General features: G+C 66.8%; 19 protein-coding genes. 11 read left to right on the top strand and 8 right to left on the bottom strand.

What is annotated here, in order from left to right:
- Positions 1 to 152 precede the first annotated feature (152 nt).
- Complete coding sequence (locus M2428_RS05975) at positions 153 to 491, bottom strand: hypothetical protein (RefSeq protein WP_277524586.1); 339 nt, start codon at positions 489 to 491, stop codon at positions 153 to 155.
- Between the two features lie 242 nt (positions 492 to 733).
- Here M2428_RS05975 and M2428_RS05970 point away from each other — a divergent pair, with 242 nt between their 5' ends.
- Positions 734 to 2,356, top strand: coding sequence for an AMP-binding protein (locus M2428_RS05970; protein ID WP_277524584.1), 1,623 nt, complete (start codon positions 734 to 736; stop codon positions 2,354 to 2,356).
- 4 nt (positions 2,357 to 2,360) lie between these two features.
- On the opposite strand, the gene M2428_RS05965 is transcribed toward M2428_RS05970, so the two are convergent.
- The 3 genes from M2428_RS05965 to M2428_RS05955 form a co-directional block, all read right to left on the bottom strand.
- The gene (locus tag M2428_RS05965; RefSeq protein WP_277524582.1) at positions 2,361 to 2,789 is read right to left on the bottom strand and encodes a universal stress protein; all 429 of its coding nucleotides are present in this window, start codon (positions 2,787 to 2,789) and stop codon (positions 2,361 to 2,363) included.
- A 144-nt stretch (positions 2,790 to 2,933) separates the two neighbouring features.
- Positions 2,934 to 4,226 (bottom strand): PLP-dependent aminotransferase family protein, encoded by a 1,293-nt coding sequence (locus tag M2428_RS05960; protein WP_277524580.1) that lies wholly within the window; start codon positions 4,224 to 4,226, stop codon positions 2,934 to 2,936.
- A gap of 179 nt (positions 4,227 to 4,405) precedes the next feature.
- Positions 4,406 to 4,969, bottom strand: coding sequence for an NADPH-dependent FMN reductase (locus M2428_RS05955; protein WP_277524578.1), 564 nt, complete (start codon positions 4,967 to 4,969; stop codon positions 4,406 to 4,408).
- A gap of 126 nt (positions 4,970 to 5,095) precedes the next feature.
- On the opposite strand from M2428_RS05955, the gene M2428_RS05950 reads away from it, so the two are divergent.
- The 6 genes from M2428_RS05950 (at position 5,096) to M2428_RS05925 (ending at position 13,284) form a co-directional block, all read left to right on the top strand.
- Complete coding sequence (locus M2428_RS05950; protein ID WP_277524576.1) at positions 5,096 to 5,728, top strand: TetR/AcrR family transcriptional regulator; 633 nt, start codon at positions 5,096 to 5,098, stop codon at positions 5,726 to 5,728.
- Positions 5,729 to 6,089: 361 nt separating this feature from the next.
- Complete coding sequence (locus M2428_RS05945; RefSeq protein WP_277524574.1) at positions 6,090 to 7,076, top strand: ABC transporter permease; 987 nt, start codon at positions 6,090 to 6,092, stop codon at positions 7,074 to 7,076.
- A gap of 2 nt (positions 7,077 to 7,078) precedes the next feature.
- On the top strand, positions 7,079 to 8,083 hold the full coding sequence (locus M2428_RS05940; RefSeq protein ID WP_277524572.1) for an ABC transporter permease: 1,005 nt from the start codon (positions 7,079 to 7,081) through the stop codon (positions 8,081 to 8,083).
- A complete protein-coding gene (locus M2428_RS05935) occupies positions 8,080 to 10,248 on the top strand; it encodes an ABC transporter ATP-binding protein (RefSeq protein WP_277524570.1) in 2,169 nt (722 codons plus the stop codon). Before M2428_RS05940 ends, M2428_RS05935 begins: the two co-directional genes overlap by 4 nt.
- Before the next feature lie 85 nt (positions 10,249 to 10,333).
- Positions 10,334 to 12,031 carry an ABC transporter family substrate-binding protein gene (locus M2428_RS05930; protein ID WP_277524569.1) on the top strand — a complete coding sequence of 566 codons (1,698 nt, stop codon included), beginning with the start codon at positions 10,334 to 10,336 and terminating at the stop codon, positions 12,029 to 12,031.
- A 197-nt stretch (positions 12,032 to 12,228) separates the two neighbouring features.
- Positions 12,229 to 13,284, top strand: coding sequence for a Gfo/Idh/MocA family oxidoreductase (locus tag M2428_RS05925; RefSeq protein WP_277524568.1), 1,056 nt, complete (start codon positions 12,229 to 12,231; stop codon positions 13,282 to 13,284).
- 95 nt (positions 13,285 to 13,379) lie between these two features.
- On the opposite strand, the gene ald is transcribed toward M2428_RS05925, so the two are convergent.
- Positions 13,380 to 14,498 (bottom strand): alanine dehydrogenase, encoded by a 1,119-nt coding sequence (gene ald / locus M2428_RS05920; RefSeq protein ID WP_277524567.1) that lies wholly within the window; start codon positions 14,496 to 14,498, stop codon positions 13,380 to 13,382.
- Between the two features lie 244 nt (positions 14,499 to 14,742).
- Between ald and M2428_RS05915 the strand changes: the two genes are divergently transcribed.
- Positions 14,743 to 15,963 carry a PucR family transcriptional regulator gene (locus M2428_RS05915; protein ID WP_277524566.1) on the top strand — a complete coding sequence of 407 codons (1,221 nt, stop codon included), beginning with the start codon at positions 14,743 to 14,745 and terminating at the stop codon, positions 15,961 to 15,963.
- Between the two features lie 9 nt (positions 15,964 to 15,972).
- On the opposite strand, the gene M2428_RS05910 is transcribed toward M2428_RS05915, so the two are convergent.
- From M2428_RS05910 to ptsP, 3 genes are all read right to left on the bottom strand, one after another.
- Complete coding sequence (locus M2428_RS05910) at positions 15,973 to 16,224, bottom strand: hypothetical protein (RefSeq protein WP_277524565.1); 252 nt, start codon at positions 16,222 to 16,224, stop codon at positions 15,973 to 15,975.
- Positions 16,225 to 16,331: 107 nt separating this feature from the next.
- Entirely contained in the window at positions 16,332 to 16,751 is a 420-nt protein-coding gene (locus M2428_RS05905) for a helix-turn-helix domain-containing protein (protein ID WP_277524563.1), read from the bottom strand.
- Positions 16,752 to 16,844: 93 nt separating this feature from the next.
- Positions 16,845 to 18,530: a phosphoenolpyruvate--protein phosphotransferase gene (gene ptsP / locus M2428_RS05900; RefSeq protein ID WP_277524562.1), complete on the bottom strand. Its 1,686-nt coding sequence runs from the start codon at positions 18,528 to 18,530 to the stop codon at positions 16,845 to 16,847.
- 184 nt (positions 18,531 to 18,714) lie between these two features.
- Between ptsP and M2428_RS05895 the strand changes: the two genes are divergently transcribed.
- Genes M2428_RS05895 through M2428_RS05885 form a run of 3 tightly spaced genes read left to right on the top strand, consistent with a single transcriptional unit; the run spans position 18,715 to position 22,629 of the window.
- A complete protein-coding gene (locus M2428_RS05895; protein ID WP_277524561.1) occupies positions 18,715 to 19,443 on the top strand; it encodes a TetR/AcrR family transcriptional regulator in 729 nt (242 codons plus the stop codon).
- 58 nt (positions 19,444 to 19,501) lie between these two features.
- Entirely contained in the window at positions 19,502 to 21,481 is a 1,980-nt protein-coding gene (locus tag M2428_RS05890) for a PTS mannitol transporter subunit IICBA (protein WP_277524560.1), read from the top strand.
- A complete protein-coding gene (locus tag M2428_RS05885; RefSeq protein ID WP_277524559.1) occupies positions 21,481 to 22,629 on the top strand; it encodes a mannitol-1-phosphate 5-dehydrogenase in 1,149 nt (382 codons plus the stop codon). The genes M2428_RS05890 and M2428_RS05885 overlap by 1 nt, the downstream gene beginning before the upstream one ends.
- Positions 22,630 to 22,827: the final 198 nt, after the last annotated feature.

Genomic DNA, 22,827 nt, shown 5'->3' with positions numbered 1-22,827 from the left:
GCGGGTTCCCCGGCCGCCGCGACGTCCCGCGGCCGGCAACTGGGACGGAGCGTTGCACCCGGGCCGCGGCCAAGAGCGAAACGACGGAACCCCGCCGCTGAACCATTCAGTGGCGGGGTTCCGTCAGTATCGGACCGCTTGGCCCGGGCGGCTCAGTATCCCGAGTACGCGGTCAGCATCTGAACCATCGCGGGATCGCCGCTCATGCCTGCGACGGCGGCAGAGGCGGCAAACATCAGGCCCGCGAGCCCCGCACCGCACGCACTGATCGCGGTGAGGAACTTCCAGTCCTCACGGAGCACGCTGCGCAGGGTGTCGGGCATGCGCAGGCCCGGGGCAATCACGTTGGGGGCGCTGTCGGTTGATCCGTCGTCCAGGAACGCCACAACGCGGCCGGCGCTGCGGTCCACGCGCATGGCGCTGATGTGGTTGCCGTGCCGGGCCAGGAGGATGTCGTGGCCAACCAGTTGGCGGCGCTGAAGAGTGATCATGGGGTTCCCTTGGGTAGGTGGGTTCTCGGATGTCCGCACCATCGCAGGGCACTTCCCATTTTATCGAGCGGGTCCGTTCCGGACGGCCCAATGGGCGGTGAGGCTGCCCACGGGAGGGGGTGATCCTCGTCAAGTCCCATCACAGTCAAGTCCGTGCCGTCCTGTCCCGGAGATACACGCCGGCATTAGAGTGACACCAGCCGCCGACAGCCCGGGCGGACGCGGATCAAAGGAGATGTTGCGTGTTTTCAAGCCCGTACCCCGACGTCGAAGTTCCCAATCTCGGCATTTACGACTACCTCTTCGGCGCTCTGGCAGAGGAGGACCTGGACCGGGTCGCCGTCGTCGACGGCACCACCGGTGCGGAAACGACTTACCGGGCGCTGCGTGGGCAGATAGATGCCCTCGCCGGCGCTGTTGCCGCCCAGGGCCTCGGCGTCAACGGCGTGGCAGCCATTCTGTGTCCCAACGTCCCGGCCTTTGCGGCCGTCTTCCACGGCCTGCTCCGGGCCGGCGCCACGGTCACCACCGTCAACTCGCTGTACACGGCGGACGAGATCGCCATTCAGCTCACCGACGCCGGTGCCGGCTGGCTTTTTACCGTCTCGGCGCTGCTGCCGGCCGCACGGGAGGCCGCCCAACGGACCGGGATTCCGGCCGCGCGGCTCGTGGTGCTCGACGGCGCCGACGGCCACCCGTCGCTGGGTGACTTGCTGGCCCTGAGCGCGCCGGCGCCACGCGTCTCCTTCGATCCGGCCACGCATGTGGCCGTGCTGCCCTATTCGTCCGGAACCACGGGCCGGCCGAAGGGGGTCATGCTCAGCCACCGAAATCTGATCGCGAACGTGGAACAGGCCAGGGGGCTGCTCGGCGTCGGCCCCGAGGACCGGCTCCTGGCGCTGCTCCCGTTTTTCCACATCTACGGGCTGACCGTGCTGCTGAACCTCGCCCTGCGCCAGCGGGCCAGGCTCGTCACGATGCCCAGGTTCGATCTGCCCGAGTTCCTGCGGATCATCCAGGAGCACCGGTGCAGCTACCTGTTCATCGCACCTCCCGTGGCCGTGGCGCTGTCCAAGCACCCGCTGGTTGCCGAGTACGACCTCGGCTCGGTGCACACCACCCTCTCCGGCGCGGCGCCGCTGGACGGTGAGCTCGGCGCCCGGCTGGCCGAACGGCTCGGCTGCCGGGTCCTGCAGGGCTACGGCATGACCGAGATGAGCCCGGTATCGCACCTCATCCCGCATGACAGCCGCGACGTCCCCGTCAGCTCTGTGGGCCACACGGTGCCGAACATGCAGTGCCGGCTCGTGGACCCGGCCACGGGGGAGGACATCCCGGTTCCCGCGGAAGGAACCAGCGCGCCCGGACACCTGTTGTGCCGCGGGCCGAACGTGATGCTCGGCTATCTCAACCGGCCGCAGGAAACCGCGGACACCCTGGACGCGGACGGTTTCCTGCGTACCGGAGACATCGCCACGGTGCGGGCGGACGGGGTGGTGACGATCGTGGACCGGCTCAAGGAACTCATCAAATACAACGGCTACCAGATCGCCCCGGCGGAGCTGGAGGCCCTGCTCCTCACGCACCCCGGCATCGCCGACTCCGCGGTGATCGGAACCCTCGACGCCGACGGCCAGGAAGTGCCCAAGGCGTTCGTGGTCCGCCAGCCCGGCGCGGACGGCGATGCCCTCGACGTGGCGGGCGTCATGGACTTCGTGGCGGCCAAGGTGGCGCCGTTCAAGAAGATCCGCCGCGTGGAGTTCATCGAGGCCGTGCCAAAGTCGGCCTCAGGAAAAATCCTGCGCCGTATGCTCAAGCCGGCAGAGCAAGCTCCAGTGCCGGCCGCGGCGTCAGAGAAACAGTAATGCCTTAGTCGGCGTCGGTCTTGGCGATGTAGACGTCGCAGGGGGCGTTGTGGGCCACGCTGTTCGCAACGCTCCCCAGGACCCGGCCGATCCCGCTCATGCGGCGGTTGCCGACCACGATCATCCGGGCACCGGTCCGTTCGGCTTCCCGGATCAAGGCCTCGGCGGGCTTGCCCCGGGCGGCGGCATGGGTGACGGTCGTGTCCGGGCGGCGCAGGCCGTCGGCCACCGTCCGCGCCACCTTCTCCGCGTTGCCGGCGTCGGAAACGATCCACTCGTCACTGCCGCTGCCGAAGACCTGGGTCCTGTCGCTGTCAAAGGCGCTGACCACATGAAGTGTCGCCCCCATGGAAACTGCGAGGTCGCGCGCGGTCTGCGCAGCCCGCAGGGCAGTTTCACTGCCATCGACGCCGACAACGATAATTCCGGTCATGGACTGCTCCCCTTTGAACGAGTAATGCTGCTTAGTGTGCCTGTTCGATGGGCCCTGCTGTTCAACGACTAGTGCTGTTCAGGAACTAGTGCTGCTCAACAAGCCCAGCGAAACCTGCCGGTGTTCACGCTACAGTTCTTCAAACTACAGTGCGGCCAACGCTTCCCGCAGGACCGGCGCGAGCCGCCGCACGCCCTCACGGATCGCCTCGGGCGGCACCGCGCTGAACGCCAGCCTGATCTTGTTCGAGTTGTCATCCGACGGCGTGAAGGCCGCTCCCGGGATGAAGACGACGCCGGCGTCGATGGCCTTCTTCAGCAGCGGGTAGGTGTCCACGCCTTCGGGCAGCGTGACCCACACGAAGAAACCGCCGTCGGGTTGGGTCCAGCTCAGTCCGTCCGGCATGTATTCGGCCAGGGCAGCAAGCATTGCGTCGCAGCGTTCCTTGTACAGCCCGCGGTATGTCTCGATCTGGCCGCGCCAGTCGTACTCGCGCAGATAGGCCGATACCAGCATCTGGTTCAGGGTCGGCGGGCACAGGGTAACGGCCTCTGATGCCAGGTAATACCGGCGTTGCAGGTGGGCCGGGACGAGGGCCCAGCCGATCCGCAGGCCCGGGGCGAAGATCTTGGAAAAGGACCCCATGTAGATGACGTCGTCCGGGTTGGCTGCCCGCAAAGGGGTCAGCGGCTTGCCGTCGAAGCGGAGCAGGCCGTAGGGGTTGTCCTCCAGCACCAAGATATTCGCGTTTCGGCATATATCCACCACTGCCTGCCGGCGTTCTGCCGACAGGGTGATGCCGGACGGGTTGTTGAAGCTGGGGATGGTGTAGAGGAACTTGACGTTTCTGCCTGCGGTCTGGAGGGCGGCGATTTTCGCTTCCAGCAGGTCCGGGACGATGCCGTCGCCGTCCATCGGCACGGCCTCGACTCCCACCTGGTAGGCCTCGAACGTGTTGAGGGCGCCCACATAGGTGGGATCCTCGACGAGCACCACATCTCCTGGATTGCAGAAGACCTTGGCGGCCACATCCTGGGCGGACTGCGAACCGGCCGTAATCACGATGTTCGCGGGATCGGCGTCGAGGATCCCCTCTGCTGCCATAACCTCGCAAATCTGGGCGCGGAGTTCCTCGGTGCCCTGGCCGGTGCCGTACTGCAGGGCGGTCATGCCCTGCTCGGCGATGATCTTCGCGGCGGTCTGGCCGAGGCGTTCCAGCGGCAGGGACTGCAGGTAGGGGCTTCCGCCGGCGAGTGAAACGAGGCCGGGGCGCATCGAGATGTCGAAGACGTCCCGGACTGCCGACTGTTTGATATTTGCTGCGCGCTCCGAGAACAGGATCTCGTGGCGGTGGGCGGACGTAGCCGCACGTTCGATTGCGTCAATGGCCTCGGCCGGAAGTACTGCTGCGGCGGCATCAAGTGTTTCGTGGGTCACAGACCCAAGGATACTACCCATGTTGCACGGGAGGAAACGATTGTTTTCAAAGGTTCGTCGTCAAGCCGCCATCCGCGGCGCCGGCCGCGGGTGGTCCGGAATCCCCGAGGCCCCCGGCAGCTGCATGCTGCCGGGGGCCTCGGGGATGTGTAGAGCGGAGTCTGCGAGTTGCGGAGGGCCTAGGCGGCTGCCGCGGCGGGGGCTTCGGCCAGAGCGTCGAACACGCCCTTGATCTGCTCGACAACTTCGGCGTCATCCTTGGGGTGGACCTCGGCGAAGCGGACCATCGAGCCGGGGACTGCCAGCTTGACGTTCTCGAGGACCTGGGCGCCGGCGATGCCGACGGCCTTGCGGGCCTCGTCCTGGGCCCAAACGCCGCCGAACTGGCCAAAGGCGGTTCCGACAACGGCGGTGGGCTTGCCGGACAGGGCGCCGGCGCCGAACGGGCGGGACAGCCAGTCGATGGCGTTCTTCAGCGAGGCCGGGACTGTGCCGTTGTGTTCCGGTGTAACCAGCAAGATGGTGTCGGCGTCGTTGGCGGCGGCGCGCAGGGCTGCGGCGGCCACGGGCACCTGGCCTTCGATGTCGATGTCCTCGTTGTAGAACGGGATGTTGCCCAGGTTCTCGTGAATGACCACGTCCACCTGTTCCGGGGCGTTGAGCGCGATGGCCTCGGCCAGCTGCAGGTTGGTGGAGCCGGCGCGAAGGCTGCCGACGAGGGCGAGGATGGTCTGCTTGGACATGTGTACTCCTGTGCATCACGCCGCAGGATTGTTCCGGCGGCTGGTGGATCGTAGGGCTTTGGAAGCCTTCACCCATGCTAAACGGACTGCGGTCCGGTTATATTCCGGGGCGCTAGACTCAGCGGTGTGAGCCTCATCCCGATCCGTCCCGGTGCCCAGTCCGGGGGAGGGCGCCCCGCAGCGCCCGCCGCAGAAGCCGGGCGCCGTGACGCGGCGCGCAACAGGGAGCTGCTTCTCTGCGCCGCCCGTGAAATCGTGGAGGAATCCAGCGTCGACGCCCTCACCATGGACCGGCTGGCGCAGCGCGCCGGTGTTGGAAAAGGGACAGTCTTCCGTCGGTTCGGCAGCCGTGCCGGGCTGATGATGGCCCTGCTCAGTGATGCCGAGGCTGAGTTCCAGGGCCGGTTCATCTTTGGTCCGCCCCCGGTGGGTCCCGGCGCGCCGCCCCTGGAGCGGTTGATCGCCGTGGGTGCCGCCCGGATTGCCTGGACCTTGGAGTTCGGGGAGTTGGCCCGGGCCGCCGACGCGTCGGCCTACAACAGGTTCGATGTGCCGCCGGCCGTCCTGTGGCACCGCCACCTTGAGATGCTGCTGCGCGAAGCCGGTGTGACGGCGGACCCGTGGCTCATGGCGTCGGCCCTGGGTGCGGCGCTGGAGCCGGAACGGCTGCTCCATTCCGTCAGCGTGCACGGGATTGCGCCCGAGCGGCTGGCGGAAACCTGGCGGGAACTTGTCACGCGCGTAGTGGCCGGACAGTAGCGCGGTGTTGACGATTCCGCGAGTCAAAATCCACTCCACGGACTTATTCATAACGATCTGTAGTCGAGCCGCCGTGTCGCGGCCGCCGGGAGCGCTGCGCGGCGCGGCACATGTGATAGCTTCCTCTGGAATGTGACCCGCAACATAGTCCACAAGGACTCAGCCGCGAGGCCTGCGGGCGGCCGGAAACCAGCTGGCACATGATCCCGAACCGGTGGCGGAACCCGCTGCCGGATGGGGGACGACGGAAGGACCGAAGTTGTGAATAGACTTGTCACCCCGGCAGGCAGGCCGGCCCGTCCAGCCGCCGCCTTGGCGCCCGGATCCGCTCAGACAACGGCGATCCAGAACTAGCCGCTCCATGCTTCGATACCTCGCCAAACGTGCCGTCACGTATGTCTTCATGATCTTCCTGACCACCAGTGCCGGCTACCTCCTGGCGGTGAGCACACTGCAGCCGGCGCTGCTCGAGCAGGAGCGGATTCCGCGGCCCACCCCCGAACAGGTGGTCAACTCCTTCCGGCTCAAGGGGCTCGATCCGACGCTCAACCCGTGGGAGCGCTACGTCGACTGGCTCACGGGCATCCTCACCCGCTGGGACTGGGGGCGGAGCCCTAACGGCGCCTTCATCAACGCCGAGTTCGGCGACCGGGTCTGGATCTCGACCCGGCTCTTCCTGGCCTCGATCATCCTGACCCTGGTCATCGGCGTCGCCCTCGGCGTCTACACCGCCGCCCGCCAGTACAAGGCCTCGGACAGGGTCATCACCTCGTACAGCTATCTCATGTACATCGTCCCCGCCCCGATCGCCTACTTCCTGGTGCAGCTGGGCGCCATCAACATCAACGAGTCAGTCGGGGAGCGCGTCTTCTTTGTCACCGGCATCTCCACCCCGGGCCTCGACGGCGGCGGCTGGGCCCAGTTCGTCGACATGCTCGCCCACTACGCCGTGCCCACTTTCGCCATCACGGTTGTTGGCTGGGGCGCGTACCAGATCGCCCAGCGTCAGTACCTGCTGGACAACGTCAACGCCGACTTCGTAAGGACGGCACGGGCCAAGGGCCTGACCCGCAACCAGGCCATCAGCCGCCACGCCCTGCGGGTGTCCTTCATCCCCGTGGCGCAGAGCATCGCGTTCACCATCCCGGCCATCTTCGCCGGCGGCTTCTTCGCCGAGAAGATCTTCGCCTGGCACGGCGTCGGATCCTGGTCCATTGACTCGATCGCGCTGCAAGACGTCAACGCGGCCACCGCCACCCTCGCCTACGGCTCCGTCATCTTCGCGGTCGGGGCGATCCTCGCGGACTTCGCCACCACGCTCGTCGACCCGAGAGTGCGGGTGCAGTAATCATGACCAACCTCAACACAATTGACCCGGCCGCCATTCTCGACGAGGGAAAGATCGAAAACGACGACGTCGTGATCGGCAAGTCGCGGATCATCCTGCGGCGCTTCCTGCGCAACCGGACAGCCGTCGCCGGCCTGGTCATCTTCCTGACCCTGACCCTCTTCTCCTTCATCGGCGGCTTCTTCAGCAGCTGGGACAAGGAGACCATCGATCCGTTCAACATCGGCATGCCGCCCTCCGCGGAGCATCTGCTGGGCACCTCCCAGGCCGGGATCGACCTCTACGCCCTGACCGTCGAAGGCACCCGGGTGTCCATCCTGATCGGCGTCGTCGTCGGCCTCGTCTCGGTGCTGATCGCCGCCGTCTACGGCTGCACCATGGCGTACTTCGGCCGCAAGGTGGACAAGGTCATGCTGTTCATCCTCGAAGCCCTGATCATGATGCCGGCCCTGCTGGTGGTCGCGGTGGCAACGAGCGGCGGCGCCAACGGCCTGAAGAACACCGTACCCAGCTGGCTGCTGCTCATCATCGTGCTGCTGGTCTTCAGCTGGATGGGCACCGCGCGCCTGATCAGGTCCCTGTCGCTGTCGCTCATGCAGCGTGACTTCGTCAAAGCCGCCCAGTACATGGGCATCCCGCCGCGCCGGATCGTCTGGCGCCACCTCGTGCCGAACATCGGCTCCCTGCTGGTCCTGGAAGTCACCCGCGGGGTCACCGGCGCCATCCTCGCCGAAGTCGCGTTTTCCTTTATTGGCATCGGCATCAAGGTCCCGGACGTGAGCCTGGGCGTGCTGATCGGCCAGTCCACCTCCCAGGTCTCCACCTTTCCGTGGATGTTCTGGGCTCCCCTGATCGTGATGTTCCTGCTGACCGGCTCTCTGGCCATGATGAACGATGGCCTCCGCGACGCGTTCGACCCCAGTTCCAGCTCCGTTGGCCGCACCAAGCGGGGCGGCGCCCGAATCGGCCGAGCCGTGACGGGCAAGACACAGAAGACGAGCAAATGACCAGCAATACCACCGCCCCGGACACCGCCCAAAGCACCGCCGAGCGTCTCCGCGTCGCCGGGCTTCACGCCCCCACCGACGCAGTCCTCTCCGTCCGCGACCTCAACGTCCGCTTCAACACGGAAAACGGCGTGGTGCACGCGGTGCGCGGCATCGACTTCGACGTGTTGCCCGGCAAGACGCTGGGGATCGTGGGCGAGTCCGGCTCCGGCAAATCGGTCACGTCCATGGCGATCATGGGCCTGCTGCCCCCGACGGCGGAAATCAGCGGTTCCGTCCGGCTCAAGGGCAAGGAACTGTTGGGTCTCAGCGACAAGGCCATGTGCCGGCACCGCGGCAACGACCTTGCGATGGTGTTCCAGGACCCGCTGTCCTCCCTGACCCCCGTCTATACGGTCGGCACCCAGATCGTCGAGGCCCTGACCGTCCACAACCCGACCATGAGCAAGCAGGCCAAGGAGGCCCGCGCCGTCGAACTCTTGGGGTTGGTCGGCATCCCCAGCCCGAAGGACCGGCTCAAGGCCTTCCCGCACGAGTTCTCCGGCGGCATGCGCCAGCGCGTCATGATCGCCATCGCGATCGCCAACAACCCACGGGTTCTGATCGCCGATGAGCCGACGACGGCGCTGGATGTCACCATCCAGGCGCAGGTCCTCGAGGTGCTCCACGCCGCGCAGGAGGAGACCGGCGCCGCCGTCGTCATGATCACGCATGACCTCGGCGTCGTCGCCGGCATGGCGGACGACATCATGGTGATGTACGCCGGCAGGCCGGTGGAGACCGGCAGCGTCGACGACATCTACTACAGCTCGCGGATGCCTTACACCATGGGCCTGCTCGGCGCGGTCCCGCGCGTGGACATCGCGGAAAAGACCTCGCTGGTGCCGATCGAGGGCATCCCCCCGAACCTCGCCCATCCGCCCACCGGCTGCTCCTTTGCTCCGCGTTGCCCGCTGGCCAGCGAGGCCTGCCTCGACGGCGAACCGGACCTTCGGGAAGTGGCGTCCGGCACGGCGCACAGCGCCGCGTGCATCAAGACCGAGGCCCTTGCCGACGTCGACGCCCACGCGATTTTTGCGGCCCCGGCCGTGCCGGTCTCCCGCTTCGACCGCCTTCCGCGGCACGAGCGCAAGACTGTCCTGGAACTCCGCGACGTCAGGAAGCACTTCCCGCTCATGAAGGGCGCCCTGCTCAAGCGCAGGATCGGCACGGTGAAAGCCGTGGACGGGCTGAGCTTCGATATCCGCGAGGGCGAATGCTTCTCGATCGTGGGGGAGTCCGGCTGCGGAAAAACCACCACCCTGCTGGAAATCATGGAATTCCACAAGGACCAGGACGGCGAGGTGGTCATTGGCGGGCTCAGCAACAAGCATGCCGCCGACGCCAAGGCCAAGGGCGCCATGCGCAGGGAACTGCAGATGGTGTTCCAGGATCCCACCGGAGCGCTGGATCCGCGCTTCACCGTCTACGAGGTCCTGGCCGAGCCGATGGAAAACCTGGGCATGCCCAAGCCGGCCATCCGGAAGCGGATCATGGAGCTCATGGAGCTGGTGGGCCTGCAGGCGGACCACGTCAACCGTTTCCCCAACCAGTTCTCCGGCGGCCAGCGCCAGCGCATCGGCATTGCCCGCGCCCTCGCCGTGAACCCCCGGCTGGTAGTCCTGGACGAACCCGTCTCCGCCCTCGATGTGTCCGTGCAGGCCGGCGTCATCAACCTCCTGGACAAGCTCCGCGCCGAGCTGGGCCTGAGCTATCTCATGGTGGCGCATGACCTCTCCGTGGTCCGGCACATCTCCAACCGCGTTGCCGTCATGTATCTGGGCAAGATCGTGGAGATCGGAGACGTCGACGCCGTCTTCGACAACCCCCGCCACCCCTATACCAGGGCCCTGCTCTCCGCGATTCCGGTACCGGATCCGGAGCTGGAGCGCACCCGCGAGCGGATCATCCTCCAGGGCGACCTGCCCTCGCCGTTGGAGGCGCCGGCAGGCTGCAACTTCGCCACCCGCTGTCCCGTGTTTGCGGCCCTACCGCCAGCCAAGCAGGAGAAGTGCCTGACCCTGGAGCCCGCCCTGGAACTGGCCGCCGTCGACCAGCAGTTCGCTTGCTTCTACCCGGACGGGGAACTGGACGCGGACATGGTCGTGGTCCACGAAGACCACTGACTGCCCGACCGCCAGAACCCGGACCAGCAACCAATCCGCCAGACCACCATGCATCACACTCGCATGAAAAAATGAAGGGGATCTCATGAAAAATCGCACCAAGATCGGCGCCATCACCGCCGTCGTGGCGGCGCTTGCGCTGACTGCCTGCGGCAGCGGCGGCGCCTCCACCACGGCCGAGAGCGCCAAGGCACAGGATGCCTCCGGCGACCTCAGCAAGCTCGTCAGCGTCAACGCCAAGAAGGCCGCCGACTTGCAGCAGGGCGGCACCGTGACGCTGCCCCTGGGCAACATCGGACCGGACTTCAACGGCTTCTCCAACGCGGGCAACTCGGCGGACAACACGGAACTGCACTACCCGATCGACGAGGCCGGCTATGTGGGCTGCTGGAAGTACGATTTCGACGGCACCGCCAACCTCAACAAGAATTTCTGCGAAGACTTCAAGAGCGAAGTCAAAGACGGCAAGCAGACCATCACCATCAAGATCAACCCGAAGGCCGCCTACAACGACGGCACCCCGATCAACGCCGCCACGTTCGAGAACACGTGGAAGATGCTCAACGGCAAGAACAAGGACATCGACATTGTCACGTCCGGCGCCTACGAGTTCATCGACTCCGTCAAGGCCGGAAGCAGCGACAAGGAAGTCGTTGTGACCACCACCCAGCCGGTGTACCCGCTCAGCGACATCTACGGCGGGTTCATCCCGCAGGCCGTCAACACCCCGGAACTGTTCAACACCGGCTTCACTGGCGAAATGCACCCGGAGTGGATGGCTGGCCCGTTCAAGGTCGACAAATACGACTCTGCCGCGAAGACCGTCTCCCTAGTTCCTAACGACAAGTGGTGGGGCGAGAAGCCGGTCCTGGACAAGGTGATCTTCCGCCAGCTAGAGGCAAGCGCCGAGATCGCCGCCTTCAAGAACGGCGAAGTCGACATGGCGGACGGCCGCACGCTGACCAAGTACAAGCAGCTCGAAGGCACCAAGAATTCCGAGGTCCGCCGCGGCCAGCGCCTCTTCGCGGGTGGCCTGAACCTTAACGCCCTGAAGGCGCCGCTCACCGACGTCGCCGTCCGCAAGGCGATCTTCACCGCCGTCGATCGCCCCGCCATCCGCGCCGTCCGTTTCGGCGGCCTGAACTGGGACGAGAGCAGCTCGGGCTCGATGATGCTGATGCCGTTCTCGAAGTACTACCAGGACAACTACCCGGTCAAGGAAACCGGCGCCGATGCCGCCAAGAAGGTCCTGGCCGACGCCGGCTACACGGCCAACGCCAAGGGCATCATGGAAAAGGCCGGCATTCCGGCGTCGTTCAAGATCACCAACTTCGGTGACGATCCCACCGCCCTGGCCACCGTGCAGACGCTGCAGAAGCAGCTGCAGGCGGCCGGCATGGACGTTGGCATTGACCAGCGCGGCGACGCCGACTTCGGCAAGGTGGTTGGCAGCCGCGACTTCCAGCTCACCATCAGCGGCTACACGGTGGGCGCCGACGCCACCTCCGCCGTGAAGCAGTTCTACGACTCCGCCACCAACGAGAACAGCCTCGGCGACGCCGAACTGGACAAGGCCATCAAGGACCTCGCGTCCATCCAGGATGACGCCCAGCGCAACAAGGCCGCCATGGACGTCGAGAAGAAGCACATGGAAAAGTACTTCTCCATGGGCGTGATCATGAACGGCCCGCAGATCTACTTCGCCCGCACGGGCCTGGCCAACTACGGCGCCAGCCTGTTCCAGACCCCGGACTGGAGCGTCGTCGGCTGGGACAAGAAGTAAGCCCTGCCGACTAAGCAGTAATGAGCAGCCCTAAGCAATACTGAGCAGCACGGCCGAGGCCGGCGCCACCGGAAGCATCCGGGCGGCGCCGGCCTCGTTCGCTTAACCGGCCGCCCGCTCAACCGGTCTCCCGCTCAACCGGTCGCCCGCTTAACTGGACGGGTCCAACAAGCGGGCAGGGCGGTAGCCTAGGCACCATGAGCAACGATTCAACCCGGCCCATCCGCACCGCCGTCGCCGGTTTCGGCCTTTCGGGCAGCGTTTTCCACGCCCCGTTCATCGCCGCAAACGCCGCCTATTCGCTGGACGCCATCTCCACCTCCGACGCCGGCAGGCAGTCTGCCGCCGCGCAGAGCTACCCGGGGGCAAGGATCGTCGACACGCCGGCGGAGATCCTGGAGCTCGCCGGCGAACTGGACCTGCTGGTGCTCGGCACGCCGCCCGGCACCCACTACCCGCTGGCGAAAGCTGCGCTGGAAGCCGGGTTCGACGTCGTGGTCGACAAGCCGTTCGCCGTGCGCAGCGCGGAGGGACAAGAACTCATCGAGCTGGCCGCGCGGCTGGGCCGGGTGCTCACCGTGTTCCAAAACCGGCGCTGGGACGGCGATTTCCTCACGGTGAAAGCCCTCATGGATGCGGGAGCCTTCGGCACCGTGACCCGCTTTGAGTCCCGCTTTGAGCGGTGGTCGCCGGATGTCCCCAAGGCGTGGAAGGCGGCAGCCACGGCCGACGACGGCGGCGGGGTGCTCTTTGACCTCGGCACGCACCTGCTGGACCAGGCCGTGCAGCTTTTCGGGCCGGCCACGGTCACGCACGCGGAACTGGCGGCCCGGCGGCCGGGAGGTGTGGCTGACGACGACGTCTTCGTGGCCCTGCGGCACAGCTCCGGGGTGACCAGCCACCTTTGGATGAACATGCTCTGCGCGCAGCAGGGGCCGCGCTACCGGATCCTGGGCAGCGAGGGCGGCTTCACCAAGCACGGGGTGGACCCGCAGGAGCCCTACATCGTGGCTGGCGGAGGCCCGCTGGACGCCGACTACGGCGTGGAGGATCCGGACTGGGCCGGGCTGCTGGGGCGCGACGGGCATCTGGACCGGCTGCCCACCGACCGCGGCGCCTACCCGGAGTTCTACCGGATCCTGGCCGCAAAGATCGCCGACGGCGGGGCCGCCTCGGCGCTGCCCGTCCCCGTCGACCCCGCGGGCCCGCTCCAGGTGCTGCGGCTGATCGAGCAGGCCCGGTCCCTCGCTTAAACCACAATCGGCTGCTCCGTAACTGCCGTTCTGGGGGTCCAAAAGGGCGGTTACGGAGCAGCCGATGCAGTGTTGGCTACGCGGAGACCAGCTGGTTACGCGGAGACCAGCTCGTGCCAGTCGGCGACGAGGGGCAGGTTATGCGCCTCGGAGACCGAGCGGTGCGCAACCTTGCCGCCGGCGATGTTCAGGCCGGAGGCCAGGGCGGCGTCGCGCTCGAACGCAGCCTTGACGCCCAGGTTCGCCAGGGAGACGGCGTAGCGCAAGGTGACGTTGGTCAGCGCATAGGTGGAGGTGTTCGGGACGGCGCCGGGCATGTTGGCGACGCAGTAGAAGATCGTGTTGTGGACCTTGTACGTCGGTTCCTGGTGCGTGGTGGGGTGGGTGTCCTCGAAGCAGCCACCCTGATCCACGGCGATGTCCACCAGCACGGAGCCGGGCTTCATCCGGGACACGAGCTCGTTGGTGACGAGCTTCGGGGCCTTGGCGCCGGGGATCAGGACCGAACCGATGACGAGGTCGGCGTCGACCACGGACTTCTCGATCTCGTACTTGTTGGACGCAACCGTCTTCAGGCGGCCCTGGTACTGGGCATCCAGTTCGCGGAGGCGGTTGATGTTGATGTCCAGGATGGTGACGTCGGCACCCAGGCCCAGGGCCATGGCGGCGGCGTTGGTGCCGGCAACACCGGCGCCCAGGACAACAACCTTGGCCGGACGAACGCCCGGGACACCGCCGAGCAGCACGCCCTTGCCACCTGCCGGGGCCATCAGGGAGGTGGCGCCCACCTGCACGGACAGCCGGCCGGCAACCTCGGACATCGGGGCCAGCAGCGGCAGGGCGCGGCCTTCCTGGACGGTCTCGTAGGCGATTGCGGTGACACCGGCGTTGATGAGCGCCTGGGTCAGTTCCGGCTCGGCGGCCAGGTGCAGGTAGGTGAAGAGGATCAGGCCCTTGCGGAAGCGGTGGTATTCGGACTTGACCGGTTCCTTGACCTTCATCACCATGTCGGCGCGGCCCCAGACGTCGTCTACTTCGGCGACGATCTCGGCGCCGGCGATCGCGTATTCCTCGTCCGTGATGCCGGAGCCCAGGCCCGCGCCGCGCTCGACGAGGACCACGTGGCCGTTGGTGCGGAATTCGTGGACGCCGGCCGCGGTGATGGCGACGCGGAACTCGTTGTTCTTGATCTCTTTGGGTACGCCGATGATCATTTATTTGCTCCAGTGGGTGTTGGCCTTTGGGCCTGGGTGAGCGGGGGATTCGTACTTCCAGAATAAATCCCGCTGTGAGGCACGCGACAGGTCCCGCTGCCGGCCGCTGGGCGCCGGCCGCGTCATTCCGGGGTTTTTCAAATCCGGCGATAGACATTTGTCGAGGGAGCGGGCGTCAGGTGTCGGCTCGTGTCCGTCGCGGATGCATTCGCAGCGCGGCGGGCCGGGGCAGTAGTCTGGCAGGATGCAGCAGCAGGACGTGGAGCAGCTCGTGGAGCAGGTGGCGCAGCGGCTGGGCCGCGGCCTCTCCCTCGAGGACCTCGACGGTTTGCTCCTGGCCTACAGCTCCAACCAATCGCATGCGGACCGTGTCCGGGTGAACTTCCTGCTTAGCAAGCGGGTCCCCGTGGACGTCATCGCGTGGCAGCTCTCCCACGGGATTGCGACGGCGGTCCGGCCGGTGGTGGTGCCGGCCAACGAGGATCTCGGCATGCTGGGCCGTGTGTGCGTGCCGCTGTTGGTGCGCGGCTTCCGGGTGGGGTACCTCTGGGTCCAGCTCGACGCCGAGGAACCGAGCGCCGCGGCCGTCCTGGCCCAACTGCAGGACGTGGCGCCGGAGCTGGAGCAGCTGTCCTCCCTGCTACTCGATTCCAACACGGCCGAGTCCGAGTTCCGCCGCCGCCGTGAGCAGGAGTTCCTGGCCGCCTGCGTCGGCGAGGCCAACGCGGCGGCGGCCGTGGCGGGCTGGAAAGAGGTCCAGGGCAAGGGGCCCTGGCAGTTGGTGACCGTCCTGGACGCCGATGGCTGGGCCGGCGGCTCGGACCCCATCGCCGACACCCTTATTCACCGCTCCGCGGCACTCCAGGCGACCATCGGGGTGGACGCGGCCCTGTTCAGCGCCGGCACGGAGACCCACGCGGTGGTCCTCTTCAAGGAATCCACGGGACGCGCGGACCACGCCCAGGTTCTGGTGCACTACCAACTGGAACTCGCCAAACGCTCCGGGCGCACCGTCCGGCGGATCATCCTGGGCACTAGCGAGGGATTTGCCAAGCCGCGGGAACTCGCCGAGGCCTACCGGCAGTCACGGCAGGCGGCCCAGGCTGCGGCAGTGGACCCGCAGCTGGGCGAGCTCGTCGACTGCCGGGCCACCGGCGTCTACCAGCTCCTGGCCTCGGCCGGCGGCGGGGCGGGGGCCTGGGCGGACGCGGGATCCGTGTATTTCCGCATGCTCGAGGATCATGACCGCAACCGCGAACTGCTGCCCGTGCTGGAGCTGTTCTACGACAACGACGGCTCGGTCCAGGAAGTCGCGGCCAAGCTGCACCTGCACCGGAGCAGCATCTACAACCGGCTCGGCCGGATCCGCCAGCTGCTGGGCGTGGATCCGCTGAAGGGAATGGTGCGGCTGGAACTGCATGCTGCGCTCAAGGCGCGGCGCTGGGCGGGCCGGCCCAGAATCTAGCGGCGCGCTTTAGCCCTCGTGCTTGGAGGAATCCGCGTCGAGGGCCAGTTTCGCGTCCTGACCGGCATCGGGACCGGGATGGCGGACGGCGCTCCGGCGGCGGGAAATCCGGCTGTCCACCCAGAGTGAGACCGCAACGAAAGCGACGCCGCTGGCCAAATAAGTGGCGGTGATGTTCAGGCCCATCGCGGTTCCGAAGATGCCAGCGAGCAGCATGGCGGCGATGCCTGCCACGATGTGCCACCCTCTGAATTTACCCACAATTCAAGCGTAACCCGCGCGATATCAGCGTTTCCGCGCAGGAGCGGGATCGTTGCTTGATCCTTATCACTGCTTCATGAAGCATCCCTTCATGAAGCGTCTCTTCACTAAACACCGGTACCCTCGTCGTCCTCGCCAGCCGGCGACGCGGTGCCCATGCCGTTCTTCTTCTGCGTCTCGAGCCAGGCCATGATGTCGGCCAGCCGGATCCGTCGGTGCGTTCCGCGGTATTCGACCGGGATCTCGCCGCGGTCGGTCATGTTCCGCAGGTACGTGTGCGAAATCCCCGCAAGTTCCGCGGCCCGGGACGTCGTCAGCATCTCCTCGACGCTGCTGACGGTAACGGCCTCGCCGCGGCTGAAGCGGCCCAGCAAGTCGACGACGGCGTCCCGCGCCGCGGGCGGCAGCCGGTGGACGGTGCCGTCGACGAACACCGTGATGTCGTCACTGCCGTCGAGGGCGTACCGGAGTTTTTGCGCGTCCTCGGCCGGGAGGCCGGCCGTCACACGGGGAGCTATCAGTGCCATGAGTGCATCCTAGCGGCACCGGCGCAGCGGAAGGGCCTGTCGGTGGTCCGGCCGACGGGCCCACCGACTGCGGGCCCACCGGCTGCCGCGCGGTTACAGCCCAAGGTCCTCCAGAACCGGCAGTTTTGCCCGGACCCAGGCCCGGGCCTCAGTTGCGCTCGGCGCGGACAAGGCCAGCTTGGCCAGCTCCTGCGCTTCGGCCAGGGTGACAGTCTTCAGCACGGCGGCGACGGCCGCGATGGAACGCGCCGTCATGGACAGGGTGGTGACGCCCAGCCCCGTGAGGACGACGGCGAGGGCCGGGTCCGCGGCGGCCTCGCCACACACGCCGACCGGCTTGTTGTGCCCCTCGGCGGCCGAACCCTCTACCGTCAGGCCCACGAGCCGCAGTACGGCCGGCTGCCAGGGGGTGTTCAGGGCGGCCAGCGGGCCGAGCTGGCGGTCGGCGGCCATGGCGTACTGGGTGAGGTCGTTGGTGCCCAGGCTTGCGAAGCCGACTTCGCGGAGGATGGCCTCTGCCGTCAGGGCGGCGGACGGGACCTCCACCATGACGCCGGGGGTCTTGATCCCTGCCGTGGCGCAGAGCGAGGCAAAACGGGCCGCCTCCTCCGCGGTGGAAATCATCGGGGCCATCACCCAGACGTCGGCCTCGGATGCCTTCTCGGCCAGGGCGATTGCCTGCAGCTGGCGCTCCAGGACCCCCGGCGTGGTGAAATCTGTCCGGTAGCCGCGGACGCCCAGGGCGGGGTTGGGCTCGGTGGCGTCGGTCAGGAACGGCAGCGGCTTGTCCGCGCCGGCGTCGAGCGTGCGGAGCACTACCTTCTTGCCCGGGAAGGCGTCGAAGACGCCCTGGTAGGCGGCAGCCTGTTCTTCCACGGTCGGTTCGGTGTCCCGCTCGAGGAAACAGAACTCGGTCCGGAACAGCCCCACGCCCTGGGCGTTCAGGCCGGCTGCGGCCACGGCGTCCTTGGCGCCGCCGACGTTGGCGAGGAGCGGCACGAGGTGGCCGTCCGACGTCGTGCCCGTCCCGTCAAAGGCGGCCAACAGCGACGCCGTGGCGGCCCAGTGGGCTGCTGCCGCGCGCTGGGACTCATCCGGGTTCGCGGTGATGAAGCCGGCCGCGCCGTCCACATACACCTCGGTGCCATCGGCGAGCTCGTCGACCCCGACGGCGGCGACCACCGCCGGCAGGCCGAGCGAGCGGGCGATGATCGCCGTGTGCGACTGCGGCCCGCCGCCGGCTGTGACCAGGGCCAGGACCTTTTCCGGATCCAGGGTGGCAGTATCGGCGGGGGCCAGATCCTCGGCGACGAGGATGAACGGAGTGGAGGACACGGGAATGCCCGGCGCGGGAACCCCGCGCAGTTCCGCCACGATCCGGGACCGGACATCCAGGACGTCCGTGGCGCGCTCGGCCATGTAGCCGCCGAGGTTGTGCAGCATTTCCGAGACGGAGGCGCCAGCCTCCCAGATCGCCCGCTGCCCGGACGCGCCGCGGCCGATCAGCTTGGCGGCGGATTTGAGCAGCATCGTGTCGGTGGCCATGAGGGCCGTGGCCTCGAGGACGGCCTTGCCGTCGCCGGTGACGGTCTCGGAGCGGGCCTTGAGTTCGTCGTGGACGGATTTAGCCGCGGCCTTCAGTGCCGCCGTCGCGTCTTCTGCTGTGACGCCGGCGGGAAGCTGTTCTCCGGCGGGCGGTTCGCTGATCGGTTTGGGCATCTGGCGGATGGTGCCGATGATGCGTCCGGGGCTAACGCCTACTCCTGGGAAGTTCTGCACTGAAGGTCCTCATTCTCTGTCGTAGGCCAGTGGCCACTAAGGCGGTAAACCAGGTGCCGCGCTGACCCTGCTGATCATTTGTGCCTGCGGCTGACGGCTACGTCAACGGGCGGGTCACGGCACCTGCAAAAATTGTATGTGATGCAGTTCATATAGCGTTGCTATAGGTGCTAGGGTAGCGGTTATGAGTATCGATGGCCAGCTACCACCCAAGGCCCGGCTGCTGCGAGCGGCCGCCGAGCTGCTGGCCAACTCGGGCGGATCCGCAGTCTCGACCCGCCAGATCACACAGCTGGCCGGTGTTACGGCACCGACCCTCTACCACCACTTTGGTGACAAGGAGGGGCTGTTCGACGCCGTCGTCGCAGCAGGTTTTGACGAATATGTCGCGGGCGAACGTGACTTCGCGCCCTCTGGCCAACCGCTGGAGGATATCCGCAGGATGTGGGACAACCATGTCCAGTTCGGGCTGAAACAGCCGGAACTGTACCTCGTCATGTTTGGCAATATCCGCCCTGAGAGCCGTCCGGCGATCGTCGCTGATGCCGAGGCCCTCATGGAGGAGATGCTCAACAAGGCGGCGGTCTCCGGCCAGCTCAACGTCCCGCCCAAGGAGGCGGCCCGGTCCATCCTGGCGGCCAACGTGGGCGTGACCCTCATGCTGATCGCGGAAAAGGTACCGGAGCGGAACCTCGAGCTCTCCGCCATGACCCGCGACGCCATGATCTTTGCGGTTTCCACCGAGCAGGCCCGGGACAACGGTTCTGTTGACAGCGGGAAATCCTCAGTGGTTGTGGCGGCCATTGCATTGAACGCAGCACTCCAGGCGTCCCACTCGGACCAGCTCTCCAGCTCGGAACTCAAGCTCTTCCTCGAATGGCTCCACCGGATCTCCAACAGCTCCACCAGCTAGCTCGGCGAAATTATCGGACCATCCTGCAAAGCAGCGGGAACGACGGTTAGGAACAGACATGGCAACAGAGACAGTTGCGAAACCAAAGACCAGCGTGCGGGTACACGTTCAGAAATTCGGGACGTTCCTGTCCGGAATGATCATGCCCAACATCGGCGCCTTCATCGCCTGGGGCTTCATCACGGCGCTCTTCATCCCGGCGGGCTTCTTCCCCAATGCGGAGCTCGGCAAGCTTGTCGGGCCGATGATCACCTACATGCTCCCACTCCTGATCGGCTACACCGGCGGCCGGATGGTCTACGGCGTGCGCGGCGGCGTGGTGGGTGCCGTGGCCACCATGGGCGTCATCGTCGGTACGGACATCCCGATGTTCATCGGCGCCATGATCCTTGGCCCGCTCACGGCCTGGCTCATGATGAAGGCGGACAAGATCTGGGAAGGCCGCGTCAAGCCCGGCTTCGAAATGCTGATCGACAACTTCTCGGCAGGCATCCTGGCCGCCGCCATGGCGGTCGTCGGCATGCTGGTGGTCGGCCCCATCGTGAAGGCATTCAGCAATGGCGCCAGCGCCGTGGTCGAATTCCTCGTCCTCAACGGCCTGTTGCCGTTCACGAGCATCTTCATCGAGCCCGCGAAGGTCCTGTTCCTCAACAACGCCGTCAACCACGGCATCCTCACCCCGCTGGGCACGCAGCAGGCGCTCGAGCAGGGCAAGTCCATCCTGTTCCTGCTCGAAGCCAACCCCGGTCCGGGCTTCGGCATCCTGCTCGCCTTTTCAATCTTCGGCAAGGGTCTGGCCAAGGCGTCCGCGCCGGGCGCGGCAGTGATCCAGTTCGTCGGCGGCATCCATGAGATCTACTTCCCGTACGTCCTGATGAAGCCGATGACGATCTTCGCCGCAATCGGCGGCGGCATGACCGGTATCTTCACGCTCGTGGTCACCGGCGCCGGACTCCGGTCCCCGGCCGCCCCGGGCAGCATCATCGCGGTCTACGCCTCAACGGCACGCGACAGCTACGTCGGCGTGACGCTCTCCGTTCTGTTCGCCACCACGGTTTCCTTCCTCATCGCTTCGGTGATCTTGAAGGCCAGCAAGGCGCCCGCAGAAGACGACCTCGACCAGGCCACGCACCGGATGGAGGCTCTGAAGGGCAAGAAGAGCTCGGTTTCCGCGGCCCTGATCGGTGAGGGCGTGGGTGCCAGCGGCGTCGCTGTCCTCGCGACCCCGATCAAGAACATCGTCTTTGCGTGCGACGCCGGCATGGGCTCCAGCGCGATGGGCGCCTCGGTGCTCCGCAACAAGATCAAGGCCGCCGGTTTCCCGGACGTCAAGGTCACGAACTCCGCCATCGCCAACCTCACCGACACGTACGACGTCGTCATCACCCACCAGGACCTGGCCGAGCGGGCCAAGCCCGCGACCGCCAGCGCCGTGCATGTCTCCGTGGACAACTTCATGAACAGCCCGCGATACGACGAGATCGTGGAGTTGGTCGAGGCAAGCAACACGGAAGCAGACACGACGGACGCCGGCACTGCTGCCGCGGCCGCCGTCGGCACCCCGGTGGCCCCCGCGGAGGCCGAGCCGGACGCCGAGACGGGTCCCGCAGGCATCCTGGTGGCCGAAAGCGTCATCCTCAACGGCACCGCCACCACGCGGGACGCCGCGATCGATGAGGCCGGACAGCTGCTGCTGGACCGCGGCGCCGTCGACTCCGGCTACATTGACGCCATGCACGAACGCGAGGAATCCGTCTCCACCTACATGGGCAGCTTCCTCGCCATCCCGCACGGCACCAACGCCGCGAAGGACCACATCATGAAGTCCGCGGTATCGGTGATCCGCTACCCGAACGGCATCGACTGGAACGGCAAGGAAGTGAAGTTCGTGGTCGGCGTGGCCGGCGTCAACAACGAACACCTGCACATCCTGTCCTCGATTGCCAAGGTCTTCACCAACAAGGCCCAGGTGGCCCAGCTCGAGGCAGCCACCACGGTTGACGAAGTGCTGGCCCTGTTCGGAAAGGTCAACTCCTAGTGAAGGCTGTTCATTTCGGAGCCGGAAACATCGGGCGCGGATTCGTGGGCCTGCTGCTGCACGAGGCCGGGTATGAGGTGGTGTTCGCCGACGTCGCGGACGCCCTCATCACCCAGCTGGCCGCGGCGGACAGCTACCAGGTCCACGAAGTGGGAGAGAACCCCGCCGTCCGCACCATCGACAACTTCCGTGCGCTGAACTCCGGCACCCAGGAAGCCGACGTTGTCGCGGAAATCGCGACGGCTGACATCGTCACCACCGCCGTCGGGCCGCACATCCTGAAGTTTGTGGCGCCTGTGATCGCCAAGGGGATCGCGGCCCGCGCCCCCGGGCTGGCGCCGCTGCAGGTGATGGCGTGTGAGAACGCCATCAACGCGACCGATATCCTCAAGTCCGAAGTTGCGGCCCAGTGGGATCCGGCCGCCGGGTCCCTGGACGCTGCCGCCGTGTTTGCCAACACGGCAGTGGACCGGATCGTGCCCAACCAGGAAGCCGGGCAGGGCCTGGACGTCACGGTGGAGACGTTCTATGAGTGGGTGATCGACCGCACCCCGTTCACCGGGCAGGCGCCGGTGATCCCGGGCGCGACCTTCGTGGACGAACTGGAGCCGTACATCGAACGGAAGCTGTTCACCGTCAACACGGGCCACGCGGCGGCGGCCTACTTCGGTTTCGAGGCCGGCCTGGGCAAGATTTCCGAGGCCATGGCCGATCAGGACGTCGCGGCCGACGTGCGCGCCGTCCTGGACGAAACCAAGGAGCTGCTGGTGGCCAAGCACGGCTTCAACCGCGGGGATCAGGAGGCGTACGTGGAGAAGATCCTGGGCCGCTTCTCCAACCCGCACCTGCCGGACACCGTCAACCGGGTGGGCCGTGCCCCGCTGCGCAAGCTCAGCCGGCACGAACGCTTCATCGGCCCCGCTGCCGAGCTGGCCGAGCGCGGAATTGTCCCCGAGGCGCTGCTCGGGGCGATCGCCGCGGCCCTGCGCTTCAACGATCCGGCCGACGCCGAGGCCGTGGAGCTGGCGAAAATCCTCTCCGCGTCCACTCCGGACGAGGCCACGGAGACGATCACCGGCCTGGCAGCGGACCACCCGCTGTTCGCCGCGGTCTCCTCCCTCATCGAGGAAGCCAAGGCCGTCGTCTGATTAACGCCCTAGCTGGGCCGGCGCCGGAACTCACGCGAGTTCCGGCGTCGGCGTTTTAAGCCGTCACCCGCCCGTTGCGCTATCACCTACGGCTGCTACTCGCCGCCCAAAGTCAACTGGTGGGAGCAACGCCGGGGATTAGGCTGCGTGCAGCAGCTGGTTCAGCCGGCTGGCTGGGGTTTCGAGGTTGAGGGTGGG

This window comes from Arthrobacter sp. ES3-54, assembly GCF_029504395.1.
In the GTDB taxonomy this organism is placed as follows: Bacteria; Actinomycetota; Actinomycetes; order Actinomycetales; family Micrococcaceae; genus Arthrobacter.
Note: the sequence above shows the minus strand (reverse complement) of the source record. Positions and strands in the feature narration are given on the sequence as shown.

Bases quoted from the DNA above. Each gene is read 5' to 3' on its own strand.
- M2428_RS05975 (WP_277524586.1), bottom strand. From the start codon at position 491: ATGATCACTCTTCAGCGCCGCCAACTGGTTGGCCACGACATCCTCCTG.
- M2428_RS05965 (WP_277524582.1), bottom strand. From the start codon at position 2,789: ATGACCGGAATTATCGTTGTCGGCGTCGATGGCAGTGAAACTGCCCTG.
- M2428_RS05955 (WP_277524578.1), bottom strand. From the start codon at position 4,969: ATGTCCAAGCAGACCATCCTCGCCCTCGTCGGCAGCCTTCGCGCCGGC.
- M2428_RS05945 (WP_277524574.1), top strand. From the start codon at position 6,090: ATGCTTCGATACCTCGCCAAACGTGCCGTCACGTATGTCTTCATGATC.
- M2428_RS05940 (WP_277524572.1), top strand. From the start codon at position 7,079: ATGACCAACCTCAACACAATTGACCCGGCCGCCATTCTCGACGAGGGA.
- M2428_RS05935 (WP_277524570.1), top strand. From the start codon at position 8,080: ATGACCAGCAATACCACCGCCCCGGACACCGCCCAAAGCACCGCCGAG.
- M2428_RS05930 (WP_277524569.1), top strand. From the start codon at position 10,334: ATGAAAAATCGCACCAAGATCGGCGCCATCACCGCCGTCGTGGCGGCG.
- M2428_RS05925 (WP_277524568.1), top strand. From the start codon at position 12,229: ATGAGCAACGATTCAACCCGGCCCATCCGCACCGCCGTCGCCGGTTTC.
- ald (WP_277524567.1), bottom strand. From the start codon at position 14,498: ATGATCATCGGCGTACCCAAAGAGATCAAGAACAACGAGTTCCGCGTC.
- M2428_RS05915 (WP_277524566.1), top strand. From the start codon at position 14,743: ATGCAGCAGCAGGACGTGGAGCAGCTCGTGGAGCAGGTGGCGCAGCGG.
- M2428_RS05905 (WP_277524563.1), bottom strand. From the start codon at position 16,751: ATGGCACTGATAGCTCCCCGTGTGACGGCCGGCCTCCCGGCCGAGGAC.
- M2428_RS05895 (WP_277524561.1), top strand. From the start codon at position 18,715: ATGAGTATCGATGGCCAGCTACCACCCAAGGCCCGGCTGCTGCGAGCG.
- M2428_RS05890 (WP_277524560.1), top strand. From the start codon at position 19,502: ATGGCAACAGAGACAGTTGCGAAACCAAAGACCAGCGTGCGGGTACAC.